Here is a 23,128-nt window from a genome sequence, read left to right as displayed (position 1 = left end):
GGACGCAGGGACAGACGGAGGAGCACATGACATCGATCAAGCACGTGGGCGTCGTCGGCGCCGGGCAGATGGGCCGGGGCATCACAGAGGTCTGCGCCCGGGCCGGACTGCGTGTCACATTGTGCGACATGACCGAGGACCGGGCCCGCGCCGGCCTGACGGGCGTGGCGGACTCGTTGCTCAAGGCGGAGAAGCGCGGCGCCGTCACCTCGAAGGACCGCGCACATGCCCTGGCCGGGGTCTCGGTCACCGCGGACCTTACCCGCCTGTCCGGGGCCGACCTGGTCATCGAGGCGGCCGTCGAGGACGAGCGGGCAAAGACGGCGCTGTTCCGGAAGCTGGACCAGGTGGTCACCGCCCCGGACGCCGTACTGGCCAGCAACACCTCCTCGATCCCCATCGCCCGGCTCGGGGCCGTGACCGGACGACCGGAGTCGGTGGTCGGCCTGCACTTCTTCAACCCTGTTCCCGTCATGCCGCTGGTAGAGGTGATCCCCTCGTTGCACACCTCCAAGGCAACGGAACTGCGCGTCCGCGCCTTCGCCGGCGAGACCCTGGGCAAAGAGACGATCGTCACTCAGGACCGCGCGGGCTTTGTGGTGAACTCCCTGCTGGTTCCCTACTTGTTGGCAGCGGTACGGATGGTCAGCTCCGGCACGGCGACAGCAGAGGACATCGACACGGGGATGACCGCCGGTTGCGCTCACCCCATGGGCCCGCTGCGCCTCGCCGACCTCATCGGCCTCGACACCGTGGCAGCCATAGGCGAGGCGCTGTACGAGGAGTACCGCGAACCGCTGTACGCCCCTCCCCCGCTGCTGCGCCGCATGGTCGAGTCGGGGCTGCTGGGCCGTAAGTCGGGACGGGGATTCTTCAACTATCAGGCCGCCTGAGAGCACACGGCGAGGCCGCGTCCGGCGTCCGGCCTCCGGGCATCTGTCCCCCACGTCGTGATTTCCGACAACGGCGTGGGCGGGCCGAGGGCCGAGAACGCGGGGGCATTGCCTTGGCTGAGGTCCGGCCGGCGCGTACATGTCCACCGAGCGGCTTCGGCCTTGCTCACCAGACGGCCGCCAGTTCAGAACCCATTCCCGCGTCACGGGTCTCGAACGGAGCGGCGAGCCGGGTGACACAGTGGCCGGCAGCGAAGTCGCCGGCGACCGCAGAACCGTACGGGTACACGCCCACCAACTGGTCACCCAGAGCTGAACGTATCTCCTCCAGCAGGTCGGGAAGGACGTGACGCGTGCCTTCCGGAAGCATGGAACATCAACCGACCGCTCGGCGAGCGGCCACTTCCTGTGTGAGCTGGGGAGCCACCGCGAACAGGTCACCCACCACGCCGTAGTCGGCGAGGTCGAGGATCGGCGCCTCCGGGTCCTTGTTGACCGCGACGATCGTCTTGGAGGTCTGCATCCCGGCGAGATGCTGGATGGCCCCGGAGATGCCAAGGGCGATGTACAACTGGGGGGAGACGGACGCGCCGGTCTGCCCCACCTGGAACCGGTGCGGGTAGTAGCCGGCGTCCACCGCGGCGCGCGAGGCGCCCACCGCGCCTCCCAGGGCGTCGGCCAGCTCCTCCACCGCCTCGAAGCCCTTCGCCCCTCCGACACCGCGGCCTCCGGAGACGACGACGGCAGCCTCGGTGAGCCCGGGCCGGTCGCCCGCGGGTGCGGCGCGGCGGCCGGTGATGCGGGCAGACGCCGCCGGATCGACCGTGGGCAGGGTGAGTGTTCGCTCCACGGCCTGCCCAGGATGTTCCTCCGGCTCGAAGGCCCCCGGGCGCACGGTGATCACCGGCGTGCCATGGGTGACGTGGGAGCGCACCGTGTACGAGCCCCCGAAGACGATCTGGGTGACCACGCCGGAGGAGTCCAGGTCGACCGCGTCGATCAGCAGACCGGCGTCCAGCCGCGCGGCGAGACGTGCGGCCACCTCCCTGCCGTCCGTCGTGGCGGAGACCAGAACGGCGGCGGGAGCGGCTTCCCGAACCCCGGCCTCCAGGGCATCGACGGCGGGCGTGACGAGGAACTCGGCGGCTTCGGTGGATTCCGCCGCGAGGACGGCTGTGGCGCCGTGACGGGCGAGGGGTTCCCTGAGGCGTGCCGCGATGCCGGGGGTTCCTACGACCACGGCGGCCGGGTCCCCCAGTCGCCGTGCGGCGGTCAGGAGTTCGTAGGCGGATGTGCTGACACGGTCCCCGTCGTGGTCGACGAGTACGAGAACGTCGGGCATGTGGGCCTGTTTTCCTGGTCGGGCGGTTCAGATGAGCTTCTGGGAGATCAGGTACGCGGCGAGTTGCCGACCGGCCGACCCGTCGTCCGTGATGCGGGTTCCGGTGGCTCGCGGGGGACGCGGGACGGCCTCCAGCACCCGGGTGCGCGTCACCAGGAATGCGGCATTGTCCGCGTCGGGGAAAAGGTCGTCGAGGCCGACCGTCTCCACGGGTTTCTTTTTGGCGGCCATGATCCCCTTGAACGAGGGGTAGCGCGGCTCGTTGATCTTCTCGGTGACGCTGACCAGTGCGGGCAGCGGCGCGTCGAGCGTCGTCTCGCCATTGCCGGTCTCGCGCTCGGCGCTCACCCGTCCGGCGCCCACTTCCAGCTTCCGCACGTGGGTCACCTGCGGCAGGGCGAGCAGGTCCGCGACGACGGCGGGGACCGCGCTCGCCCGACCGTCGGTGGTGGCGTCACCGGCGAGTACCAGGTCGACCTCCTCAACGGTCCGCACGGCGGCCGCCAGGACCTTCGCGGTGGTCACGACGTCGGCTCCGTGGAGTCTGTTGTCGCAGACGTGGATCGCCCGGTCGGCGCCCATCGCCAGGACCTTGCGGATGGCTTCGAGCGCGGAGTCGGGCCCCATGGAGACGACGGTGACGTGGGCGCCCGCCGTCTCCTTCAGTCTCAGGGCCTCTTCCGCGGCGCGCTCGTTGATCTCGTCCAGGACGGGATCGGTGTCCCCGCGGTCGAGCGTGTGGTCGGCCTCGGACAGGGTGCGTTCGGCAGCGGTGTCCGGGACCTGCTTGACGAGTACGACGATGTTCACGGGCGTTTTCCCTCGGCCTTCGGTGGTCAGCGGAACGCCGGGTAGCCGGTGATCGCCTGACCGACGACCAGGGTGTGCATCTCGCTGGTGCCTTCGTAGGTCAGAACGGACTCCAGGTTGTTGGCGTGGCGCAGCGGCGAGTACTCCAGGGAGATGCCGTTGGCCCCCAGGACGGTGCGGCACTCCCGGGCGATGGCGATCGCTTCCCGGACGTTGTTGAGCTTGCCGACACTGATCTGCTCGGGCCTGATGCGGTGCTGGTCCTTGAGCCGGCCCAGGTGCACGGCGAGCAGCGCGGCGTTGCCCACGGACACGCTCATGTCGGCGAGCTTCTTCTGGGTGAGCTGGAAGGAGCTGATCGGCTTGTCGAACTGAACGCGGGAGTCGGCGTACTCGATGGCCGCCTGGATGCAGTCGCGGGCCGCGCCGACCGCGCCGAACAGGATGCCGAAGCGTGCCTCGTTCAGGCAGGACAGCGGTCCGCGCAGGCCCTCCGCGAGCGGTAGCCGCGCCGCGTCGGGCAGCCGTACGTTGTCGAAGTACAACTCCGAGGTGACGGACGCGCGCAGGGACATCTTCTGCTTGATGTCCTGCGTGGTGAATCCCGGCGTTCCCCGCGGCACGAGGAAGCCGCGAATGCCGTCCTCGGTCTGCGCCCAGACGGTGGCCACATCGGCGATGCCGCCGTTGGTGATCCACATCTTGGAGCCGTTCAGGATCCAGTCGCCGCCGTCGCGAACAGCCCTGGTGCGCATCCCGGCGGGATCGCTGCCGAAGTCGGGCTCGGTCAGGCCGAAGCAGCCGATCGCCTCACCGGCGGCGAGCCGGGGCAGCCACTCCTGCTTCTGCTCCTGAGAGCCCCACCTCCAGATGGAGAACATCGACAGTGAGCCCTGCACCGAGACGAAGCTGCGCAGGCCCGAGTCCGCCGCCTCCAGCTCCAGACAGGCCAGGCCGTAGCTGACGGCGTTGGTACCGGCGCACCCGTACCCTTCGAGATGCATGCCGAGCACACCCAACTTACCGAGTTCCGGGGCGAGCTCGCGTGCGAAGTGGGCGTTCTCGAACCACTCGCCGATGTGCGGGCGCACTCGGTCGGCAAGGAACTTGGCGACGGTGGCCTGGATCTCGCGTTCCTCGTCACTGAGCGTGGAGGAAAGGTCGAGGAGGTCGAGGGGGTCCTTCATCGGCTTGACGCCGCTCATCATGAACTCCTGGGGTTGTGCGATGGGTTCGGTCTTGCTTGCCCGCGCCCCCGGGGGGGGACGGGAGGGTCAGGTGACTTCTTCGTTCGGCGCGGAGGCGTCGCCGGGAAGGCGGTGCAGAATCTCCGCGGTGTGCTGGCCCAGGCCCGGCGGCGGCAAGCGGTACCGCGCGGGCGTGCTGCTCAGCCCGATGGGGCTCACGACCTGGCGGCACAGCCGCTCCTCCGCTCCGTCAGGGGACGCGGCGGGGATGTCGACGATGCCGGGCAGGCCGAGCTTCTGAGCGAAGGCGAATGCCTCGTCAAGGGTGTTGACCGGCCCGGCGGGCACTCCTGCCGCCAGCAGGAGGGCCGACCAGTGGTCTGCTCCGGCGGTGCCCAGCCGTTCCGTCAGGATGTTCCGCAGTTCCGTGCGGTGAGCGACTCGGTCGGCGTTGGTGCGGAAACGGTCATCCAGAGCGAGATCGGGCTCCCCGACGAGGTCGGCGAGTGCCGCGAACTGCCGGTCGTTGCCCACCGCGATCGCGATCGGACGATCGGCGGCCGCGAAGGTCTCGTACGGGGCGATACTCGGGTGTGCGTTGCCCATACGGCCCGGAACCACACCGGCGACAACATACGCCGATGCCTGGTTGACCATGGCCGACAACAGCGAACTGAGGAGGTTCACCTCCACGTGCTGCCCCTTCCCGGTGGCGTCCCGGTGCCGGAGGGCCGCGAGGATGCCGAGCGAGGCGTGGAGGCCGGTGATCACATCGACCAGGGCCACGCCTGCCTTCACCGGCTCCCCGGCCGCGTCCCCGGTCACACTCATCAGACCGCCGACGGCCTGCACGAGCAGGTCGTATCCGGGGATCGCCGCGCCCGCACCGCTACCGAAACCGCTGATCGAGCAGTAGACCAACCCCGGGTGCAGGGCGCGAAGTTCGCGATGTCCGAGCCCCAGTCGCTCCATCGTGCCGGGGCGGAAGTTCTCCACCAGCACGTCGGACTCGGCGACCAGGGCGCGGGCCTGTGCGCGGCCGGCGTCGGTTGTGAGGTCCAGGATGATGGACCTCTTGTTCCGGTTGACGCCGAGGAAATAGGTCGACGTACCGTCGTGGTCCGCCGGAGGGTGCCAGGCCCGGGTGTCGTCGCCGATGCCCGGCCGTTCGACCTTCACCACGTCTGCGCCGAGGTCGGCCAGGAGCATGGTCGCGTAGGGCCCCGCGAGAACTCGGGAGAAGTCGGCGACGCGCAGCCCCTCCAGCGCGCCTTGCCCCGCTCCCTCCAGACCGCCGGCCCATCCTTCCCGCGCATGGTGCTGGGTGCCCACGGACGTTCCTCCTCTCTGATCGTCTCGCGTACGCGAGGTGGCTGCGCTTCGGCCGCTTCCCGTCGTCACCAGCGCTCCGAAGGCGGCGACGGGCGGGTGGGTTCGACGACGGGAAGTCCCTGCCCGAGGGGGGCCACAGCCCGTACGACACTCACCCTCGAACCGATCACGACTTGCGCGGTGCCGGTGACCTGGCAGAGAAGGTTGAAGCCCTCGTCCATCGCGACAAACCACGTGTTGTGCGAGACATGGCCGTGTCGGCGAAGGACGGCTCCGACACCCGCGCTGCGTTCCCACTGAAGGGCCATGGACCCGCAGGCACGGCAGAACGGGCGCCGGTAGGCCGGGGTGCCGCACCAGAGGCAGCGCTGGTAGAGCAGTTGACCGGAGTCCACCGGGGCGTTCGGTGCGATCGTGGCCGCGGACGCGGCCGTGGCGGCGAGCGCGGTCGTCACGGTGGCAGCCGCTTCGTGTTCTTCCCGCAACAGGGTGGGTTCAAAGGTTTCCGACCGGACCATCACGGCCTCCTGCACGCAGTTCGTCGACCGGGACCGGGAGAGTGCCATCCGATCCGGCTGCACCAGCCTGGCCCTGGCACAGATCGCCGGTCAACGACGAACTGACGCATCTTTGTGCGTGGAAAGCGTCCTATTCGCTGAGGTCAGAGCTTGTTTCCTGGCGCTACCATCACGGCTGAGCCCTGATTACGATGGCGGCGTGACGATCAAGTATGAGTGGCGTGGCAACTTCGACAACGCCGCCCTCAACGCGCTGCACGCCGACGGCTTCGGTCACCCGGTCGCTCGGACTGACGGGCGAGAACGACTTGAGCGCCACAGCCTCGGCTGGGTCTGCGCGTGGGAAGACGGCTCACTGATCGGCTTCGTCAACGTTGTCTGGGACGGTGGAGTCCATGCCTTCATCCTGGACACGGTGGTCGCACCGCACCGCCGGGAGTGGGGAGTTGGCGCCACCCTCGTCGCGACCGCGGCCCACGCAGCCCGCGCCGCGACGTGCGAATGGCTCCACGTCGACTTCGAGGAACACCTGCGTTCGTTCTATTTCGATGCCTGCGGCTTCAAGGAGACGAGAGCCGGCCTGATCGCTCTGTGACGCCCTGGACCAAGCCCCGGGCCACGCCTCGGGCCCGTGAGAACACGACCACTTGCGGCATCAGCAAGCCCCTGCGAGGCCCCCTGCCCCCATCTCGGTCGCCACTCAGCGTGACCGGCTTGCAGGGCCGTTTGACGCGTCCGGGACTTGGCCGGCGCGGCCGGGCCAGGAGTGTGGCCCGCACCAGGAGGGTGCCCCTCCGGTGCGGGGCCGTTGGTCAGGACGGGGCTGCTGGTCAGGACGGGGCTGCTGCTTCAACCCGAGCCGACGCGGGCCCGGTTGGCGAAGGTGTCGCGGCCGGTGCCGGTGTTGAGCCAGCCCACGCCGTCGGAGTCGACCGAACTGTCGAGGGTCAGCACGTCCCTGTGCCCGTCGCTGTTGAGGTCCCCGGCACCGATCACGCGGTTGTACGTCCAGCCGGACCGGATCTTGACGCGGGAGGCGAATCCGGCGCTGCCGTTGCCCGCATACGGGTAGACGTCACCGGTCAAGGCCGAGCGGGCCAGCAGGTCGGTGCGGCCGTCGCCGGTCAGGGCGTCGGGGGTCATGAGGACGTTGTAGCCGCGCCAGTCGCTGCTGGTCTTCTTGTACGGGGACGTCGGCGCGGGCAGCCGGCCGGCCGGGGGCTGGTACATGCGTACATCACCCGTCGGCAGCACGACGAGGACGTCGTTGACGCGGTCTCCGTTCAGGTCGCCGAAGCCCGTGAAACCGGGTGCCGGTGGGCCGGCCGGTGGCGACCGCGCCGCTGTGCACGGAGCTCAGGCGAGGTGACCCACGGCGTCGCCGTCGTACCGGGTCAGGGTGGTGCCCCCGGTCAGGGCGAGCACGTAGACGCGCCGGTCGTCACCCGTAGTCCCGGACGCGGGGCAGGCGCATCGGGGCAGCTCTCCCTCCCGGGGGCGGCGGTCGGCACGCGCCCCCATATTTGGCCCCTCCCCAAGTCACCGGGCATGCTGGTTCGACATGCCGGGCCCGACGCGCGGGCGTGGCGGCGGGGCGGGGAGGATCGCGTTGATCGTTTGGGTGAACGGTGCGTTCGGCAGCGGGAAAAGCACCCTGGTGGACGAGCTGCGTCCACGCCGGCCCGAAGCACTCGTCTATGACCCGGAGATGGTCGGCTACGTGCTGCGGGAGATCGTGGAGGTGCCGGCCGGCGACTTTCAGGATCTCAGGCTGTGGCGTCGGCAGGTCGCCGATCTGGCGGTGGGTCTGGTCGAGGAGTACCGCCGCCCGGTTCTGGTCCCCATGACCTTGGTCAACCCCGGGTATGTCGGTGAGATCTTCGGCGCGTTGAAGGACGCGGGTATCACCGTCCACCACTTCTTCCTGAAGGTCCCCCAGGAGGTCCTGGAAAAGCGGATCGACGGACGAAGCTTCACCCCGGATGACCCCGAGCAGGACGAGCGGGTCCGACGCTGGTGCAAGGACCGGATCGAACCGTGCATGGCCGCGGTCGACACCCTGCCCAGCGACACGGTGTTCCTGGACGGCGAACTGCCGCCGCAGGAGTTGGCCGACCAGGTGCTGAACCGTATCGGCGGGGGCCCCGACCGGTAGGGCAGCCGGCGTGTGGTGGCGGTGATGCACCGTATGCCTGGTAGGCCGTCAGCGAACGGCCTCGTGGCGGCGAGGACTGTCGCGCAGGCTTGGGGCATGGATGTGGTTCAGGTACTGCCGAGGCTCCGCATGCTCCGCTTCCCGGTGGGGGCGGCCTATCTGTGGCGGGATGACGATGAGCTGACCTTGATCGACACCGGGACGGCGGACTGTGCCGCTCAGATCGAGGATGCTCTCAACGGCGAGTTGCGGAGGATCGTGCTGACGCACTGGCACGAGGACCATACGGGTGCGGCCGCCGAACTGGCTGCCCGACACGGGGCGGAGGTCGTGGCACATCGGCTGGAGGCACCGGTCGTCCGGGGAGAGGTGGCCGGGGTCCCTCCCACACTGCAGGACTTCGAGATACCGATCCGGGCAGCGCTGCCGCCGCTCCCGCCGGCTCCGCCGTGCCGGGTGGACCGGGAGGTGGAGCACGGCGATGAGCTGGCCTTCGGCGGCGGGGCGGTGGTCATCGCGGTGCCCGGACACACGGACGGGTCGATCGCGCTCCACCTGCCCGGGCCTGGAGTCCTGTTCACCGGTGACGCGGTCGCCAACATCGGCCGGACCATGCTCGGTGTCTTCAACACCGACCGTTCCCGGGCCGTCGAGTCGCTGCAACGGCTCGCCCAGCTGGAAGTCGATAGCGTGCTCTTCGGGCATGGCGAACCCATCGTCCACGGTGCTGCGGCCGCCCTGCGAGGAGCGGCTGCCGAAACAGTGAGTCATCCCGACGCGTGAAACCGGCTCAGGATGTGGTGGCCTGTTCGGCCTTGGGTCGGTCGGAGCCAGGTCGACTCCAGTGCGTTCTGCACGGTGGGTTAGCCGCAGCCGAACTTGCGCATCACGGCCCGCTTCGTCAGCGCGGCAGGGTAGTCCCGGCGGTTCGCCGCGTACAGCTCGCCCCCTTCTCCCCGCGCCCGCTCGTGCAGGCTCCAGCAGTGGAGCGCTGGCCACTTACGCGGTGTTCACCAGCTGATTTCCGCCGCCACCGGCAGGTGGTCACTGCCGGTGGCCGACAGCGCCCACGAGCTCTCCGGCTCCACGCCACGGACCAGGACCTGGTCGATCCGTGCCACCGGGAACTTCGCCGGCCAGCTGAAGCCGAAGCCGTCCCCGGCCGCGTCCTGGGCCGAGCGCATCTGCGAGGTGAGGCCGGCGAACGCACGGTCGTCCATCGTGCCGTTCAAATCGCCGAGCAGCACCACCCGCTCGTTCTGTTCGGCGGCGACGGCCTTGCCGAGCGCTTGCGCGCCTCTGTCCCGCTGGGCCGTCGAAAAGCCTTCCCTGGGATTCACCCGTGCGGACCCCAGGTGGGCCACATACACCGCCAGCGGACCGTAGTCCATCCCGGTGTCGACGGGCTCGGTATCCGACAGCGGCAACCTGCTCCACAGCCCTACTGTGCCCAGCACCGTGTGGTACGGGTACGCCTTCGCCAGCTCCTTCTCGTACGTGCCCCGGGCCTGCGGCGTCAGCTCCTCCAGCGCCAGCAGGTCCGCACCGGAGGCGGTCAGGTCGCGCGCGGTGCCGACCGGATCGGGGTTGTCGGCGCCGACGTTGTGGCTGACCACGGTGTGGTCGCTGCCCGGGTGGGACTTCTCGCTGAGCAGCCCGCCGAAGAGGTTCAGCCACACCGTGACCGGCAGCAGCAGCGCGACCACCGCTGAGGCGGAGCGGCGCCACAGCGCCACGACCAGCAACACCGGAACGAACAGGCCGAACCACGGCAGGAAGGTCTCCAGCAGACTGCCGAGGTTCCCGATCCGGTTCGGAATCTTCGCGTGCAGCAGCATGAACGGGCCGAGCAGCACCGCCAGCGCCGCGAGGACCGGGCCACGCTTCCAGAGCTCCGGACTGGAGCCGAGGCGGGTCGCCCGGCCGATCGCCCGGCGGGCGCCCGGCAGGCGCCCGCACGCCAGTTCGCGGCGCCGGTGTCCCGGCGGTCGGTGCCGCCCTGCCCGGCCCCCGCCGTGTCCACCTGCGCCGTGTCCACCTGCGTCATCGTCGGATCGGTGCGGGCCAGGAGACGTCGCCGCCGTGGCCAGCGGCGACATCACCCCCCCGATCGGATCGCAAGCGCTTCTGCTGCAGCTGACCATGAACCTCGTGCACAACGCGATCGTCCACAACCTGCCTGAAGAGGGCACCGTGTGGGTGAACACCGGCGTCCGCCCCAGGACTGTGGTGCTCACTGTCGAGAACACCGGCGAGAAGAGCAACCCAGAGCTGGCCTCGACACTCACCGAACCATTCCGGCGCGGCACCGATCGCATCCACACGACCACACCGACCACACCGACCACGCAGGCGTCGGCCTCGGCCTGGCCATCGTCAAAACCAGCACCCAGGCCCACGACGGAACCCTCGCCCTCACCCCGCGCTCGGCCGGCGGGATCCGCATCACCGTTGAACCACCCGCGGCAGCACCGCACACCGACAGGTAACGCATCAGGCGGCACGCGGCTGGAAAGGTGGCGCGTGCTCCAGCGCTGACCCAGGCGCGCGCAGGTTTCCGAACTGCACTAACGGGTGCTCTGGCTGTCCTGGTCACGAGCGCCCGTTGACGGCTGTGACGAGGGCTCCGGCCCCGGCACACGACGGCCGTAATACGTCATCACCAACTGCTGCGCACCCAATGTGACACCGAGGCCGAGCCAAAGGGCGTTGCCGTTGAACGGCTCACCGAACGCCGCTTCCGCGATGGCGCCGAGCCCGAGTTTGACGACGACGGTGGCGAGCCACAGCAGTAACGTCACCCGGCCGCCCTTGCGGTACAGCCTCCCTCCCGCGTCTCGCCACATCGGCATGGTGCTACCGCGCAGGACCCCGGCGACCACCGAGACGACGAGCCCGGCCGCCAAGAACGCGACTCCGGCTGAGGTCGTACGGCTCGGCCCTGGTGGAACACAGCCACGCACGATCAGGAGGGCGACCCACAGATACGCCAGCGACCGGACTGGTCGCGCGGAGAACTGGCTCACCAGAATCACGGCGGTGATGCCGACGATCAACAGCAGACCAGGCGTCATGGGGTTGCGGGTCCTCCGGCCATGTGGGTGGCGAGCGCGGCAGACAGTGCGGCACGGAATGCGGCGTCATGCGTCGGGTCGGCCGGATCGTGCCCGAGCCCGGCCAGCCAGGAACGCTTGCCGAGCGCGAATCCGCACGCGGCTGACAGCGCCAGCAGAACCACGGCCTCGATCCGGTCCCGGTCCGGCCGATCCGGGCCGGGAAGGGCGAGCCGAACGCCGGCCTCGACCGCGTCGACCAGCTCGGACAGTCCCCGCGATGACGTGCCAACGTCCTCGGCGTGGAGGCTGGACCAGGCGAACAGACGCACGTAGCGCTCGTCAGCGAGCGTCTCGAACAGTACCTGGGTCATACCGTCCGCATAGGGCACGCCGTGATCGGCACGCATCCGTTCGCGGATCCGTTCCCGCTGCCGTTCGTTTTCCCGCTGCAGTACGGCCCGGACGAGCGCTCTGTAGGTACCGAAGTAGTGGGTCACGAGGCCGTGGGATACGCCGACGGCCTCCGCGATCCGGCGCAGGCCCACACCGTCCGGCCCGTACCGGGCGATGAGCTCGGCGGCGGCGTCCAGGATCTCCTCGCGTGCCTGTTCCGGCGTGCGCCTGCGGCGTGGCCCCGTCACGTGTCCCCCTTGTTGGCAACGCTGACAATAGCTTGTTGGTCAGGGTGACAACAATGACTGTCGGTCAACTCGGCCCGGAGGTCAGGTCGTTGGGCCCGCTGCGTCGAGTGCCGCCGCCGGCAGCGTGACCAGCCGCTCCGTTTCACCCTCCGGTGCGGACGCGCCCTCGGCGGGGCGTCCGGGATGAAGGTCACCGAGGCTGCCCGACTGGTACAGGCCCAGCACGAGTCCTCGGCATCGCGGCCCCCGGCAGCGTCTTCAACACCACCTACCGAGCCGACACCGGCAGGCGCTCAACTCGGGGATGGCCAACGCGCTCTTCGGCGGGATCGCGGTCGTACTCGTGGGCGCTGTCATGGCGGCGGCGTCGCTGTCGCGCCGGCGTTGAAGACCACGCTCCGCCGCCTTGGGGACGGAGCCCGCCTCAGCGAGCGGTGACGGACCTCGCAAAAGATCAGGAGGCTGCGCAGGCACTGCCGGTCACGGTACGGACCCGACCGCTGAGCTCTTCAGCCGACCAGCCTGGACTCACGGCCTGCACGCACTGCCGGCGCGACGTCGAACTCCGCGCCCTGGACCGGCCGAAGACGCTCTGTGGGCGCCGCGCCTCGGCTTCCACGATGCCGCCTTCTTCGTCGTTTTCTCCGGTCCGCCCGCTTGCCTCTCGACGAGACGTTGACCTTGCCGCCAACGGCAGGGTTGCACGATGACCGCATGAACAGCAGCACACCACACAGCAGCAGGATCGTCGCCATCACCGGAGCCGGCACCGGTATCGGCCGGGCAACAGCCCGTGCCTTCGCCTCCGAGGGTGCCCACGTGGTCGCGCTCGGACGGCGGAGTGCACCACTCAAGGAGACCGCGGCCGGGCACGAAAGGATCATGCCCCTTGCCGCCGACATCACCGCCGAGGGCGAGCCCGAGCGGATCGTCCGGACCGTGGTGGAGACATACGGCCGACTGGACGTGCTGGTCAACAACGCGGGCATCGTGCGCAGCGGCGCCCTCGGCTCGCTGACGCCGGAGATGATCACGGCTCAGCTTGCCACCAACCTCGTCGCCCCCATTCTGCTGGCCCAGGCGGCGCTGCCGTTGCTGGAGACGTCGGGCGGAGTGATCGTCAATGTCAGTACGTCCGTGGGGCAGCGGGCGTGGCCAGGCAGCTCGGTGTACGCCGCGACCAAGGCCGCCCTGGAACTGCTGACTCGCACGTGGGCGGTCGAGCTGGCACCTCGCGGTGTCCGTGTGGTCGCGGTTGCCCCGGGCGCGATCGACACGCCCATTGGCGAGCATCAGGGTCTGTCCCCGGAGCGGATGGCCGCAGTGCGGGAGTGGCAGCTGGCGCATACCCCGCTGGGCCGAATCGGCCGCCCGGAGGACGTGGCCTGGGCGATCACCCAACTCGCCGCACCGGCCGCGTCGTTCATCACCGGAGTGGTCCTCCCGGTCGACGGCGGGGCGGTCGTGGCGTGATAAGAGTGGCCCGGGAGGTGGAACGGGTGCGGATCGGTGAACTGGCCAGGACAACCGGGACGACAGCTCGTGCGCTGCGGCACTACGAGCAGGCCGGGCTGATCTCCTCCGAACGGGCCTCCAACGGCTACCGCGTCTACGACGAGCGGGCCGTGGTGCGGGTCCGCAACATCCGCTACCTGCTGGCCGCCGGTCTCACCCTGGACGACGCGCGTGTGTTCCTGCCGTGCCTGGACGGCGATGTCGCTGCCGCACCGCCCTCGGACAAGGGCCTCAGGGTCGCGCTGGAACGGCTGGCGATCCTCAACGAACGGATCGCCGCCCAGACCGAGGCCCGCGACCGGCTGGCGGCCGCGCTCCGGGAGAAGACCGGCAATCGAATCCACCCCGTGGCCTGAGCAGTTGTCGTTGGATCTGCGTCTGCGTCTGCGTCTGCGTCTGCGTCTGCGTCAGTGCACGGTGGCCGGGAGGTCCGCGGCGATGCGTACGACGGAGTCTCTGACCGCACCCAGCGCCGCTGTTCGCTCCTGGTCGGTCATGCGGGCCGGTCCGTAGGTGACCACCGGGTCGAGGACCTGGAAGCCGACGAACTCCAGCATCCCGCGGTGGATGTGGAAGAGGAAGTCGTGCATCGGGCCGAAGGCGCCGCCGGATTGGAACGACTCGCTGGGTCCGCCGGTCGTGAACAGCAGCATCGCGCGCTTCCCGGCGAGCGCAGCGTTGCCGAAGAGTCCGTGGTCCCCGCCGAAGACCCCGCCCATCACGAAGACCCGGTCCACCCATCCCTTGAGGACGGCGGGCAGCGAGAACCACCACAGCGGGAACGACAGCACGAGCAGATCAGCGGCGAGCAGCTGGTCGAGATGAGCCCTGACGGCCGCGTCGAGCGTCCCCTCCTCGACCGCGCGCATCTGCTCCGCCTGCGGCTTGAACGGGCCGTCCACCGGTGCGAACTCCTCGCGGGCGAGAGTCGGGGCCCATCCGTCGGCGTAGAGGTCGAGGACCTGGACCCGGTATCCCGCCTCGCTCAGGGACTGGGCGGCGGTGGTCATCTGGGCGGTGCTGAAGGAGTGGGGCTCGGGGTGAGCGTGAACGATCAGGGCGGTGGGCGCGGCATCGTAGGTCGACATGAAGGAAATCATATCGACATATTGCGATTCGTCAATCAGACAGTGGTGCCGATCGCCCGCGCCAGCTGCGCCAGCCGCTCCTCATCGCGCCGATAGTGGGTCCACTTGCCCACGCGAGTGGGACGCACGAGTCCCGCCCGTTCGAGCGTGCTCATGTAGCTGGACACCGTCGACTGGGCGAGTCCCGCCTTGGCCTGGATGTGCGTGACACACACGCCGACCGACCGGCGGTCCGCGATCGGCTCGTACTCGCCGAAGTGCTCCTCGGGATCCTTCAGCCACTGCATGATCTGCAGACGGGCGGGGTTGCCGAGGGCCTTGAACACCTCGATCAGCTCACCCGGATCCACCATCGCTGTCGCTGTCGCTTTCGCGGTCATGCGTCACCTTTCCCGCCAGGCAGTTCGACACACCACGATATCTCGATGTCGGGTCTGCTGCGGGCCTGGCCTGGCCTGGTCGAAGGCTGTCCACATTCCGCGATCGTGGGCTGGGACTCGCCTGTCCTGTCTCCTGGCTGATCAATAGCCTTGTGCGGAACACCCGTTGCTGATCTCAGGGAGCTTCATGTCCATCGCGCAGCAGATCCCCGACATCCTCTCGCCCGAGTTCGCCGCGGATCCCTATGCGGCCTACCGGGTGATGCGCGAACACGCCCCGCTCATCTGGCACGAGGCCACCCAGAGCTACATCATCTCGCGCTACGAGGACGTGGAGCGCGTCTTCAAGGACAGGGACGGGGAGTTCACCACCGACAACTACACCTGGCAGATCGAGCCGGTCCACGGCAAAACGATTCTCTCGCTCAGCGGGCGGGAGCACGCGGTGCGGCGCGCACTGGTCGCCCCGGCCTTCCGCGGCAGCGATCTGCAGGGGAAGTTCCTCCCCGTGATCGAGCGCAACTCGAGTGAGCTGATCGACGCCTTCCGGCACACAGGATCCGCCGACCTGGTGGCCGACTACGCGACCCGCTTCCCCGTCAACGTGATCGCGGACATGCTGGGCCTCGACAAGGCCGACCATGCCCGGTTCCACCGCTGGTACACCTCCGTCATCGCCTTCCTGGGCAACCTCTCGGGCGACCCGGAGGTGACCGCGGCCGGCGAGCGGACCCGGGTGGAGTTCGCCGAGTACATGGTCCCGATCATCCGGGAACGCCGGAAGCACCTCGGTGACGACCTGCTGTCCACGCTGTGCGCCGCGGAGGTGGACGGCGTGAAGATGAGCGACGAGGACATCAAGGCCTTCTGCAGCCTGCTGCTCGCCGCGGGCGGCGAGACCACGGACAAGGCGATCGCCAGTATCTTCGCGAACCTTCTGCTGCATCCGGAGCAGCTGGCGGCCGTCCGGGAGGACCGCGGGCTGATCGCCCGTGCCTTCGCCGAGACACTGCGCTACACACCGCCTGTCCACATGATCATGCGGCAGTCGGCGACCGAGGTCGAACTCAGCGGCGGCACCATAGCGGCCGGCGCCACCGTCACCTGCCTGATCGGCGCCGCCAACCGGGACGGCAACCGCTACGCGGACCCCGACCGCTTCGACATCTTCCGCGACGACCTGACGACGGCGACGGCCTTCTCGGCTGCCGCCGATCACCTTGCCTTCGCACTGGGCCGGCACTTCTGCGTGGGGGCCCTCCTCGCCAAGGCCGAGGTCGAGATCGGTGTCGGCCAGCTCCTCGACGCCATGCCCGACGTGCGGATCGCCGACGAATTCGACCCCGGGGAGCAGGGCGTCTTCACCCGCGGGCCGCACTCCCTGCCGGTGCGATTCACACCCGTCACGGGCTGACCACCGCAGGCGCCCGGCCATCGCTCCGCCCCTCGCCCGGACGCCGGTGGGGGCTAGTGCACCACCGGTGTGAACTGCACGGGCAGCGCGGTCAGTCCGCGCATCCAGATGGACGGGCGCCAGGTCAGCTCGTGCGGCTCCACCGCCAGGACCAGGTCGGGCAACCGTTCCAGGAGGGTCTCGACCGCTGTGCGGGCGATGACGTCGGCCAGCAGCGGGGCCGGGTAGGGGCAGCGGTGCTCGCCGTTGCTGAAGGACAGGTGCGCGGCGTTCTCCGCGCCGACGTGCCCGTCGGGCCAGATCTGCGGGTCGGTGTTGGCCGCGGCGAGCCCCAGCACGAGACAGTCTCCCGCCCTGATCCGCCGTCCGCCGAGCTGGGTGTCGCGCACGGCCCAGCGGCCGATGAAGTTCTGCGTCGGTGTGTCGAGCCACAGCACCTCGTTCAGCGCCTCGCCCACGCTGAGCCGGCCGCCCGAGACGTTCAGGGCGAAGCGTTCGTCGGTGAGCAGCAGCCGGAGGGTGTTGCAGATCCAGTTGGCGGTGGGCTGCTGTGCCGCGGCGATGACGGAGATCAGGTCTTGGACGACCTCCTCGTCGGTCAGCCCGGCCGGATGCAGCAGCATCCGCGAGGTGACGTCGGGTCCGGGGGTGGTCCGCTTCTCCTTCACCAGTTGCCCGATCCGCTCCCCCACCCGCGTGTACGCGGCCACCGGGTCGTCTCCTTCCGCGGCGTCGAGGGAGATGCGCAGGTCGTCCACGAGTTGCTGGGTGTCCGTACCGGTGTGCGGCATCCCGCACATCTGGACCGCGGCCCGCATCGGCAGGGCGTGCGCGTAGGCGCTCATCAGCTCGGCCTGGCCGCTGCCCGCGAAGGAGCTGATGAGCCGGTCGGCGATCTGCTGGCATTCGCGGCCCAGCTCGAACTGATCGACATCCTCCAGGGCCTGAGTGATCACTCCGGCCCGCCGCTGGTGCTCGGCGCCCTCGGTGAACAGTACTGAGGGCTGGTATCCGACGAACGGCAGCAGCGGCCAGTCCTCGGGGATGTTCTCCCACTGGTTCCAGCGCCGCGAGTCCCGTGCGAACAGCTCGTCGTGGGCCGTCACATAGCTGACCTCGGAGTAGCCGAGGACCAGCCAGGCGGGTACGTCCCCGTCGAGCAGCACGGGCGCCACCGCGCCGTGCTCCCTGCGCAGGGTGCGGTACAGCTGCGACGGTGTCTGCTGGTACTCCAGGCCGCCCAGGCGCACCGCGCCCGGGTGGACGGGGCAGGCCCCGACGGCCGCGTGCGGCGAGGTGGGTCCGGCGTCGGTCACGGTGTCGTCTCCCGGGTCATGGCCTGTTCGTAGAGGTGGTTCACGAGAGTGATCAGCACGTCCTTGCCCGACGATCTGACGCGCGCGTCGCAGTCGATCAGCGGCACGTGCCCGGGCAGGGCGAGTGCCTGGCGGATCTCGTCCAGCGAGTACCGGGATGGGTCGTCGTCGAAGCGGTTGACGGCCACCACGAACGGCGTCCTGTGGTGCTCCAGCCGGTCGATCGCGTACCAGGAGTCGTCCATCCGGCGTGTGTCGACCAGGACGACCGCGCCGAGGGTGCCGGAGAAGAGCCGGTCCCACAGGAACCAGAAGCGCTCCTGCCCGGGAGCGCCGAAGAGGTAGAGGACCATGCGCTCGTTGAGGCTGATCCGCCCGAAGTCGAACGCCACGGTGGTGGTGGTCTTGGCGGCCACCCCGTTCGTTTCGTCCACTCCGACACCGGCCTGGGTCATCACCTCTTCGGTGTTGAGCGGCCGGATCTCGCTGACGGAGTGGACCAGGGTTGTCTTGCCGACGCCGAAACCGCCCACGATGACGATCTTCAGGCCTGTTTCGGCGGCGTCGGCCAGGGGCGTAGGTCGGGACGTCAGCTCAGAGGCGGCGGAGCCCATGGAGCACCTCCTGAAGAAGGGCGGAGTCGGGGAGCGAGGCGACGGACTGCGCCGCGCGCGGGTGGCGTGCGGTGATCCTGCCCGTGGTGAGGAGGTCGCCGAGCAGGATCCGCACCACCGTGATCGGCAGCTTCAGCTCGGCGGCGACCTCGACCACGGCCGTCGGATGCCGGCACAGCTCGAGGATCCGAGCGTGCTCCGACTGCATCCCGGCGGTGGGTTCGCACTCGCTGACCACGAGGGTGACCAGATCGAACGCGTCGTCGGCGCGGCTGCGTCCGCCCGTGACGGTGTACAGCCGGTCGGGATCACCGGTGTCCACGGGCCTGCGCATCACGACGAGGCGCTTGCCGGGGCACCCTGGCGGGGCTCGGCCCGCAGATGCTCACCGATCTTGTCGACCAGTTCGGTCATCTGGTGACCCACCACGCCGGGGTCGGCGTTCTCGTCGGCGACGACCGCCAGGTGTGCCCCTTCGCCCGCCTCGACGATGAAGAGCAGCCCGCCGTGGAACATGGTCATGGAGTGGCGGACACCGCCGGTGCCGTCGCCGAACTCGACGGACGCGCCCTGGGCGAGGGCCTGGATCCCCGAGCAGAGTGCAGCCAACTGGTCGGCCTGGTCGAGCGTCAGGTGCTGGGTCCAGCACAGCTTCAGGCCGTCCCGGGACAGGACCAGGGCGTGTCGTGTGCCGGGAGTGCTCTCCAGAAGGCTCTGCAGGAGCCAGGTGAGGCTGTTGTCGGTGGTCTGCATGGTGAGTGTGGGGACGGTAAGGCCCGGGGGTCGGGTTACCGGCCCGTTCCTCCAATCCTCAGGAAGTCGAGCAGGGCATGGCGCCAGGACCCAGAGCGCCGTGGTGGGGGGGGGCGGGGGCTACGGGCCGGTCGGAGGCTCGGGTTGCCGCTCGGGGCGCGGCTCGGGTTCGGGAGCGGAGTCCGGGCGGGCCCACGATCCGGTGTCGCCCGTGCCGGACTGGCGTCCGCGATGGAAGGCGCCGAAGAGCGACCCCGCGTCGCGCCTTGCCGAGCCTTGCTCCGCCCGCGTCTCGCCCGGTGCGGGGGTGTCGGCCGCCTCCCTGCGCCGCTCGCGCTCGGCTTCGGCCTCGGCCATGGTGCGGCCGGGGGCGCGGACGGGCAGGCCGTTCGGGGTGGATACCGCGGGTGCCGCAGGACGGTGGGGCGTCATCTGCTCGGGGGGCTCGGTCCGGGCATCGGGCCGTACGGTGACCGTCGGCCGTGCGGCCGGGGTAGGCGGGGCTGGTGGGGCAGATGGTGCTGCCGCGGCCGCCGGGTCCAGCGGGGCCGTCGGGTCCAGCGGGGCGGCTGCCGCGCTCTGTGTGACGTCGGCGGGCCTGGGGGCGGGGGCCGCCGGTGCGGGACGCGGCGTGGTCCGCTGGGGTGCGGGGTCGCGCTGCTGGGCGAGCAGTTGCGGAGGCAGCAGGACGACGACGCCGGTACCGCCGCGTGACGAGGGCCGGTAGTTGACGCTGATGCCGTACTTGACGGCCAGCCTCCCGACCACGGCCAGACCGAGCCGCGTGCCCTGCAAGGAGGCGAGGTCCGTCATCCGCCCCGTCACGGACTCCTCGGCACGCCGCATCGCCGCGTCCGCCATTTTCAGGCCACTGTCCTCGATCGTGACGACGATTCCGGCGCTGCGCTCCTCGACGTACACGTGGACCTCGTCGATCGGCGGCGAGAAGTTGGCGGCGTTGTCCACGAGTTCGGCGAGCAGGTGCATGACGCCTTCCGCGGCGAACCCGGAGATCGCGGCGCTCGTAGAACAGTGCAGTCGCACGCGGCGGTAGGCGGCGATCCGGCCGACGGAGCCCCGGAGGATGCTCTCCATCACGATCGGCTTGTTCCACGCACGGCTGGAACGGCCACCCATGAGCAGCGCCAGCCGGTCGGTCATCAGGCCCAGTTGTGAGGTGCTGTGATCCAGCTTCAGCAGGTCACCGAAGACCTCTTCGCCGTGCCGCTCCTGCATCTCCCGCAGATCGGCGAGCATGCTGACGGCCTTGGCCTGCACCCGGCTCAGGGCCTTCGCCGAGGCGGCCTGCGCGGCGGCGGCCCGCCGTTCGCTGTGGGCGATTTCCCGGATGAACGATTCGGCCGGGGCCCTCAGCGCGGAGGCCTGCGGCCACGTCAGCTCGGCGACGACGGTGTCGGCCGAGTTGCCCGCTCGCAGCTGTGTCAGAGCAGCGGGCAAGGTCTCCTTCGTCAGCCGTTCCAGTTCGGCGGCCGTCCGGGTCAGTTCCTGCTGGGCCTGCCGAAGTTCGATGTGCAGGACCTCGGCGGTCTTGGCGTCCTCCTCCATCGCGGTGGCGAACGTGTGCATGATCTTTCGCAGCTGCGCATCGGACGGCTGCGTCACACTCGTCAGCGCGTCGTTCGCGGCCACACCCTCCCGCAGACGCACCGCGACCGCGGGCAGGGTCACATTCACCAGATGCGCGGACTCGCCCACCTGCTGCGCCAACTGCGCCCGGAGCAGACCCGCTTCGGCTGCTTGCGTCGCGGCGGACCGGTGGGAGCGCCGCATCAGGGACGCACTGACGACGACGGTGACCGCCACACACAACCAGGCGCCCACAACTGACGCCACCGTTCAGGTGCGGGCACTCGCGGGTGCCGCCGCGACCACCGTTCCAGCCGCCGCGGCACTCACCACCAGCACGGCCACGGGTACGAGGGGTGAGGCGCGCGATGCCTTCCCTGACCGGTGCTGGCTGAGCGGTGAAGGCACTGACATTCAGCGGTCCTCGGTCCCTTGGCGGCAGAAAAGAACAAAGCGGCCGAGCACAACGGCCGCAGGCAGAAGGAGAACGCCAAGAGGACGACGATCGTCCGGTAGGCGTTTGCTCATGCTAGTCATCCATCGCCTCGCTGAGATCTGACGAGCCGTATAGTTTGCTCAGGACACCATTTCGTCGCGAACCTGCCACCCCGACGACACGACGTGGTAGAGGCGGAGAAGAGCCTTCCGCCCCCCTGACGACCGTGAATGTCCGCCTGCCCGCCTTCACTGACCCGTCAACAAGTACTGGATTGCCGCCCCTTCGGCGTGTCGGCGACGACGGAGCGACTGCTTTCCGGCCAACTGTCCGGACAGCAAGCCAGTTGTCCTCCGCCCGGTCCCGTGGGCCCTCGACCGTTGGCCGTTCGCCGTTGGCCAGGAACTCGTGCCGCGAGTCCTGCCGCGCGAAGAACCGGGCATCCTTGAGGCCCTCAATCGCTCGTTCGGGCAAGGCGCGAGCCTGTGGACGAGTCGCGCGGCTTTCCTCCCGCTGACGCCGTCGCCGCATCAGGCGGGTTGTCCCGCTGTCCGATCCGGCGGATCGCCTCCAGCGGGTAGGGGGTTGTGCGGCTCTCCTGCCGGAATTGGCGATAGAAGTCCCCCATCACTGCGGCGATCGGCGCGTGACGGGCAAGGACCGCCGCGACCTCCGCTGGAACTTCCCCCGGGAGCACCCCCTGGGCGCAGGCGCGCACAAACGCCTGGCGTTCTTCCGGTTCGTACCCGTACAGAGCGACGGCCAGCCAGTTCACCAGATGCGTGACGGCGTAGCAGCGGTCGTAGGTGCGGTGCTCGTCGAAGAAGTCGGCCTCGTCCTGCGTGAGTTCGAAGCGGGACGAGATCGCGAGTCCGTAGTCGGCGAAGAAGAGTCTCCGGCCGTCGGTCAGGATGTTCTGGAAGTGGGCGTCGAAGTGCAGGAGCCCACGGGCGTTCATGAAGGAGATGCCGGCCTTCAGCTCGTTGTCCACCATGGCACAGGCCCGCTCGGCCACCTCGTCGCCGGCCCCGATCTGGACGCCCAACCAGTCGTGCAGGTTCTGCGGGATGTACTCCAGGAACAGCATGAGGCTCGCCGAGGACTGCTGGAGAGCCTCGATCCGGCGGCGTATCCCCGATCCACCTCCCCAGTAGGTGACAGCTCGTTCCACGTCGGCCAGGTCCTCGGGAAGCGGCCGGCCGGCGTCTGGCAACACCCGCCAGTGGTACATCAGAGGGAAACCCTCGCACTCCCCCGCGATCACCCAGTTCGTCGTCATGGTGTGCACGGCGAGCTCGCGCCAGGCTCCGAACCCCGGGTTACCGATACTGCCGATGCCGTACTGGCAGAAGACCGGCAGCCCGAACAAATTCGCCGTGGAACGGACGTTCTCCGGCCGTCGCTCCAGATCGGTCAGGCGAACCTGCTTGACGAAGACCGGGGTTCCGTCGACCTCCAGCAGTAGCGTCGTCCCGCCGATGCCGGAGCCGATCGGTGTGGCGGCGTCCACGAGTTCCTGCAGTCTGCGATCACTGCTGAGCGCCAACGATGTGGAAACAGCGCCGTGGGCGGCCAGACGAGCACCGCGGGACATGTCAGGGCTCTTCACCTATGCCTCCAGCCGGGCACCCGCCTCTCGCTCAACCACTTCAACGAACACCCGGGCGGGAACTGCCGCCACCCTCTCACGTCGAGGGCAATGATTCGGTCCCTCCCTGAAAAGGGACACAGCCCGTGGATGCGACGATGCGGGCACGCGTGAGTTGAGCCAGTTGACCGACGTTGAGGAACCGGCGTGGCCTGAACTCCCGGAGACACTCGACGTCGGACCGGTGTCCGTCGAGGTACTTGCGCCCGGCAGCGAGGCGGGCAAGGCTCCGGCGGGCGGTGAGGTCCATCGCGGAGAACGCGCCGTCGTGGATGCGCAGGGTGACCTGGTCGTGGTGAACGACGTCGAACACGTCGAGGATGTGCCCGGTGCCGCGTACGAGGCGGAACACTCGGAGATGTGCACGACGTCGCCCGGCCGTGCGTAGGTGAGCAGTTCGCCGAACTTCGGGCGATCCAGCGGGTGAAGGCGGCTGGATGTGC

General features: G+C 69.4%; 27 protein-coding genes and 1 pseudogene. 9 read left to right on the top strand and 19 right to left on the bottom strand.

Annotation, left to right across the window (positions count from 1 at the left end; all coding sequences use genetic code 11):
- Nucleotides 1-26 precede the first annotated feature (26 nt).
- Nucleotides 27-893, top strand: coding sequence for a 3-hydroxybutyryl-CoA dehydrogenase (locus AB0959_RS19455; RefSeq protein ID WP_366827648.1), 867 nt, complete (start codon nucleotides 27-29; stop codon nucleotides 891-893).
- 166 nt (nucleotides 894-1,059) lie between these two features.
- Here the strand turns inward: AB0959_RS19455 and AB0959_RS19450 are convergent, their stop codons facing one another.
- From AB0959_RS19450 to AB0959_RS19425, 6 genes are all read right to left on the bottom strand, one after another.
- On the bottom strand, nucleotides 1,060-1,263 hold the full coding sequence (locus tag AB0959_RS19450; RefSeq protein ID WP_366827647.1) for a hypothetical protein: 204 nt from the start codon (nucleotides 1,261-1,263) through the stop codon (nucleotides 1,060-1,062).
- 6 nt (nucleotides 1,264-1,269) lie between these two features.
- Nucleotides 1,270-2,235: an electron transfer flavoprotein subunit alpha/FixB family protein gene (locus AB0959_RS19445; protein WP_366827646.1), complete on the bottom strand. Its 966-nt coding sequence runs from the start codon at nucleotides 2,233-2,235 to the stop codon at nucleotides 1,270-1,272.
- Nucleotides 2,236-2,262: 27 nt separating this feature from the next.
- On the bottom strand, nucleotides 2,263-3,045 hold the full coding sequence (locus AB0959_RS19440; RefSeq protein ID WP_366827645.1) for an electron transfer flavoprotein subunit beta/FixA family protein: 783 nt from the start codon (nucleotides 3,043-3,045) through the stop codon (nucleotides 2,263-2,265).
- Between the two features lie 26 nt (nucleotides 3,046-3,071).
- Nucleotides 3,072-4,250 carry an acyl-CoA dehydrogenase family protein gene (locus AB0959_RS19435; RefSeq protein WP_366827792.1) on the bottom strand — a complete coding sequence of 393 codons (1,179 nt, stop codon included), beginning with the start codon at nucleotides 4,248-4,250 and terminating at the stop codon, nucleotides 3,072-3,074.
- Nucleotides 4,251-4,319: 69 nt separating this feature from the next.
- A complete protein-coding gene (locus AB0959_RS19430; protein ID WP_366827791.1) occupies nucleotides 4,320-5,522 on the bottom strand; it encodes a CoA transferase in 1,203 nt (400 codons plus the stop codon).
- A gap of 107 nt (nucleotides 5,523-5,629) precedes the next feature.
- Nucleotides 5,630-6,082, bottom strand: coding sequence for a zinc ribbon domain-containing protein (locus AB0959_RS19425; protein ID WP_366827644.1), 453 nt, complete (start codon nucleotides 6,080-6,082; stop codon nucleotides 5,630-5,632).
- A gap of 199 nt (nucleotides 6,083-6,281) precedes the next feature.
- Here AB0959_RS19425 and AB0959_RS19420 point away from each other — a divergent pair, with 199 nt between their 5' ends.
- Entirely contained in the window at nucleotides 6,282-6,677 is a 396-nt protein-coding gene (locus tag AB0959_RS19420) for a GNAT family N-acetyltransferase (protein WP_366827643.1), read from the top strand.
- A 254-nt stretch (nucleotides 6,678-6,931) separates the two neighbouring features.
- Here the strand turns inward: AB0959_RS19420 and AB0959_RS19415 are convergent, their stop codons facing one another.
- Both AB0959_RS19415 and AB0959_RS19410 read right to left on the bottom strand, forming a co-directional pair.
- On the bottom strand, nucleotides 6,932-7,312 hold the full coding sequence (locus tag AB0959_RS19415) for a VCBS repeat-containing protein (protein WP_366827642.1): 381 nt from the start codon (nucleotides 7,310-7,312) through the stop codon (nucleotides 6,932-6,934).
- Nucleotides 7,313-7,438: 126 nt separating this feature from the next.
- Nucleotides 7,439-7,603, bottom strand: coding sequence for a hypothetical protein (locus AB0959_RS19410; RefSeq protein ID WP_366827641.1), 165 nt, complete (start codon nucleotides 7,601-7,603; stop codon nucleotides 7,439-7,441).
- 88 nt (nucleotides 7,604-7,691) lie between these two features.
- Here AB0959_RS19410 and AB0959_RS19405 point away from each other — a divergent pair, with 88 nt between their 5' ends.
- Both AB0959_RS19405 and AB0959_RS19400 read left to right on the top strand, forming a co-directional pair.
- Nucleotides 7,692-8,237: an AAA family ATPase gene (locus AB0959_RS19405; RefSeq protein WP_366827640.1), complete on the top strand. Its 546-nt coding sequence runs from the start codon at nucleotides 7,692-7,694 to the stop codon at nucleotides 8,235-8,237.
- A gap of 96 nt (nucleotides 8,238-8,333) precedes the next feature.
- Nucleotides 8,334-9,020 (top strand): MBL fold metallo-hydrolase, encoded by a 687-nt coding sequence (locus tag AB0959_RS19400; protein WP_366827639.1) that lies wholly within the window; start codon nucleotides 8,334-8,336, stop codon nucleotides 9,018-9,020.
- A gap of 227 nt (nucleotides 9,021-9,247) precedes the next feature.
- On the opposite strand, the gene AB0959_RS19395 is transcribed toward AB0959_RS19400, so the two are convergent.
- Nucleotides 9,248-10,339, bottom strand: coding sequence for an endonuclease/exonuclease/phosphatase family protein (locus tag AB0959_RS19395; RefSeq protein WP_366827638.1), 1,092 nt, complete (start codon nucleotides 10,337-10,339; stop codon nucleotides 9,248-9,250).
- On the opposite strand from AB0959_RS19395, the pseudogene AB0959_RS19390 reads away from it, so the two are divergent.
- A pseudogene (locus AB0959_RS19390) lies at nucleotides 10,326-10,726 on the top strand (ATP-binding protein); the annotation flags it as partial. The gene AB0959_RS19395 and the pseudogene AB0959_RS19390 overlap by 14 nt on opposite strands.
- A 78-nt stretch (nucleotides 10,727-10,804) precedes the next feature.
- On the opposite strand, the gene AB0959_RS19385 reads toward AB0959_RS19390, so the two are convergent.
- Together AB0959_RS19385 and AB0959_RS19380 are read right to left on the bottom strand one after the other, a co-directional pair.
- On the bottom strand, nucleotides 10,805-11,311 hold the full coding sequence (locus tag AB0959_RS19385; RefSeq protein ID WP_366827637.1) for a hypothetical protein: 507 nt from the start codon (nucleotides 11,309-11,311) through the stop codon (nucleotides 10,805-10,807).
- Complete coding sequence (locus tag AB0959_RS19380; RefSeq protein ID WP_366827636.1) at nucleotides 11,308-11,934, bottom strand: TetR/AcrR family transcriptional regulator; 627 nt, start codon at nucleotides 11,932-11,934, stop codon at nucleotides 11,308-11,310. Before AB0959_RS19380 ends, AB0959_RS19385 begins: the two co-directional genes overlap by 4 nt.
- Nucleotides 11,935-12,648: 714 nt before the next feature.
- Between AB0959_RS19380 and AB0959_RS19375 the strand changes: the two genes are divergently transcribed.
- Nucleotides 12,649-13,407 (top strand): SDR family oxidoreductase, encoded by a 759-nt coding sequence (locus AB0959_RS19375; protein ID WP_366827635.1) that lies wholly within the window; start codon nucleotides 12,649-12,651, stop codon nucleotides 13,405-13,407.
- 26 nt (nucleotides 13,408-13,433) lie between these two features.
- Nucleotides 13,434-13,805 (top strand): MerR family transcriptional regulator, encoded by a 372-nt coding sequence (locus tag AB0959_RS19370; protein WP_366827634.1) that lies wholly within the window; start codon nucleotides 13,434-13,436, stop codon nucleotides 13,803-13,805.
- A 51-nt stretch (nucleotides 13,806-13,856) separates the two neighbouring features.
- Here AB0959_RS19370 and AB0959_RS19365 read toward each other — a convergent pair whose 3' ends face one another.
- Nucleotides 13,857-14,537: an NAD(P)H-dependent oxidoreductase gene (locus AB0959_RS19365; RefSeq protein ID WP_366827633.1), complete on the bottom strand. Its 681-nt coding sequence runs from the start codon at nucleotides 14,535-14,537 to the stop codon at nucleotides 13,857-13,859.
- A gap of 35 nt (nucleotides 14,538-14,572) precedes the next feature.
- Nucleotides 14,573-14,917, bottom strand: a complete 345-nt coding sequence (locus tag AB0959_RS19360; RefSeq protein WP_366827631.1) for a metalloregulator ArsR/SmtB family transcription factor — start codon at nucleotides 14,915-14,917, stop codon at nucleotides 14,573-14,575.
- 187 nt (nucleotides 14,918-15,104) lie between these two features.
- Between AB0959_RS19360 and AB0959_RS19355 the strand changes: the two genes are divergently transcribed.
- The gene (locus AB0959_RS19355; RefSeq protein ID WP_366827630.1) at nucleotides 15,105-16,331 is read left to right on the top strand and encodes a cytochrome P450; all 1,227 of its coding nucleotides are present in this window, start codon (nucleotides 15,105-15,107) and stop codon (nucleotides 16,329-16,331) included.
- 53 nt (nucleotides 16,332-16,384) lie between these two features.
- Here AB0959_RS19355 and AB0959_RS19350 read toward each other — a convergent pair whose 3' ends face one another.
- From AB0959_RS19350 to AB0959_RS19325, 6 genes are all read right to left on the bottom strand, one after another.
- Nucleotides 16,385-17,647: a cytochrome P450 gene (locus AB0959_RS19350; protein ID WP_366827629.1), complete on the bottom strand. Its 1,263-nt coding sequence runs from the start codon at nucleotides 17,645-17,647 to the stop codon at nucleotides 16,385-16,387.
- The gene (locus AB0959_RS19345) at nucleotides 17,644-18,261 is read right to left on the bottom strand and encodes an ATP/GTP-binding protein (protein ID WP_366827628.1); all 618 of its coding nucleotides are present in this window, start codon (nucleotides 18,259-18,261) and stop codon (nucleotides 17,644-17,646) included. Before AB0959_RS19345 ends, AB0959_RS19350 begins: the two co-directional genes overlap by 4 nt.
- Nucleotides 18,242-18,598, bottom strand: coding sequence for a DUF742 domain-containing protein (locus AB0959_RS19340; protein WP_366827627.1), 357 nt, complete (start codon nucleotides 18,596-18,598; stop codon nucleotides 18,242-18,244). The genes AB0959_RS19345 and AB0959_RS19340 overlap by 20 nt, the downstream gene beginning before the upstream one ends.
- Nucleotides 18,595-19,014 (bottom strand): roadblock/LC7 domain-containing protein, encoded by a 420-nt coding sequence (locus AB0959_RS19335; RefSeq protein ID WP_366827626.1) that lies wholly within the window; start codon nucleotides 19,012-19,014, stop codon nucleotides 18,595-18,597. Before AB0959_RS19335 ends, AB0959_RS19340 begins: the two co-directional genes overlap by 4 nt.
- A gap of 120 nt (nucleotides 19,015-19,134) precedes the next feature.
- Nucleotides 19,135-20,868: an ATP-binding protein gene (locus tag AB0959_RS19330; RefSeq protein ID WP_366827625.1), complete on the bottom strand. Its 1,734-nt coding sequence runs from the start codon at nucleotides 20,866-20,868 to the stop codon at nucleotides 19,135-19,137.
- 623 nt (nucleotides 20,869-21,491) lie between these two features.
- Nucleotides 21,492-22,631 (bottom strand): protein kinase family protein, encoded by a 1,140-nt coding sequence (locus tag AB0959_RS19325; protein ID WP_366827624.1) that lies wholly within the window; start codon nucleotides 22,629-22,631, stop codon nucleotides 21,492-21,494.
- Nucleotides 22,632-22,809: 178 nt separating this feature from the next.
- Here AB0959_RS19325 and AB0959_RS19320 point away from each other — a divergent pair, with 178 nt between their 5' ends.
- Nucleotides 22,810-23,073 carry a hypothetical protein gene (locus AB0959_RS19320; protein ID WP_366827623.1) on the top strand — a complete coding sequence of 88 codons (264 nt, stop codon included), beginning with the start codon at nucleotides 22,810-22,812 and terminating at the stop codon, nucleotides 23,071-23,073.
- Nucleotides 23,074-23,128: the final 55 nt, after the last annotated feature.

It is taken from the genome of Streptomyces sp. NPDC046862 (assembly GCF_040704615.1).
Lineage (GTDB): Bacteria > Actinomycetota > Actinomycetes > Streptomycetales > Streptomycetaceae > Streptomyces.
Note: the sequence above shows the minus strand (reverse complement) of the source record. Positions and strands in the feature narration are given on the sequence as shown.

Coding starts and splice junctions, on each gene's coding strand:
- AB0959_RS19455 (WP_366827648.1), top strand. CDS start 27: ATGACATCGATCAAGCACGTGGGCGTCGTCGGCGCCGGGCAGATGGGC.
- AB0959_RS19450 (WP_366827647.1), bottom strand. CDS start 1,263: ATGCTTCCGGAAGGCACGCGTCACGTCCTTCCCGACCTGCTGGAGGAG.
- AB0959_RS19445 (WP_366827646.1), bottom strand. CDS start 2,235: ATGCCCGACGTTCTCGTACTCGTCGACCACGACGGGGACCGTGTCAGC.
- AB0959_RS19435 (WP_366827792.1), bottom strand. CDS start 4,250: ATGAGCGGCGTCAAGCCGATGAAGGACCCCCTCGACCTCCTCGACCTT.
- AB0959_RS19425 (WP_366827644.1), bottom strand. CDS start 6,082: ATGGTCCGGTCGGAAACCTTTGAACCCACCCTGTTGCGGGAAGAACAC.
- AB0959_RS19415 (WP_366827642.1), bottom strand. CDS start 7,312: ATGTACCAGCCCCCGGCCGGCCGGCTGCCCGCGCCGACGTCCCCGTAC.
- AB0959_RS19410 (WP_366827641.1), bottom strand. CDS start 7,603: ATGGGGGCGCGTGCCGACCGCCGCCCCCGGGAGGGAGAGCTGCCCCGA.
- AB0959_RS19400 (WP_366827639.1), top strand. CDS start 8,334: ATGGATGTGGTTCAGGTACTGCCGAGGCTCCGCATGCTCCGCTTCCCG.
- AB0959_RS19385 (WP_366827637.1), bottom strand. CDS start 11,311: ATGACGCCTGGTCTGCTGTTGATCGTCGGCATCACCGCCGTGATTCTG.
- AB0959_RS19375 (WP_366827635.1), top strand. CDS start 12,649: ATGAACAGCAGCACACCACACAGCAGCAGGATCGTCGCCATCACCGGA.
- AB0959_RS19365 (WP_366827633.1), bottom strand. CDS start 14,537: ATGTCGACCTACGATGCCGCGCCCACCGCCCTGATCGTTCACGCTCAC.
- AB0959_RS19360 (WP_366827631.1), bottom strand. CDS start 14,917: ATGACCGCGAAAGCGACAGCGACAGCGATGGTGGATCCGGGTGAGCTG.
- AB0959_RS19355 (WP_366827630.1), top strand. CDS start 15,105: ATGTCCATCGCGCAGCAGATCCCCGACATCCTCTCGCCCGAGTTCGCC.
- AB0959_RS19345 (WP_366827628.1), bottom strand. CDS start 18,261: ATGGGCTCCGCCGCCTCTGAGCTGACGTCCCGACCTACGCCCCTGGCC.
- AB0959_RS19335 (WP_366827626.1), bottom strand. CDS start 19,014: ATGCAGACCACCGACAACAGCCTCACCTGGCTCCTGCAGAGCCTTCTG.
- AB0959_RS19325 (WP_366827624.1), bottom strand. CDS start 22,631: ATGTCCCGCGGTGCTCGTCTGGCCGCCCACGGCGCTGTTTCCACATCG.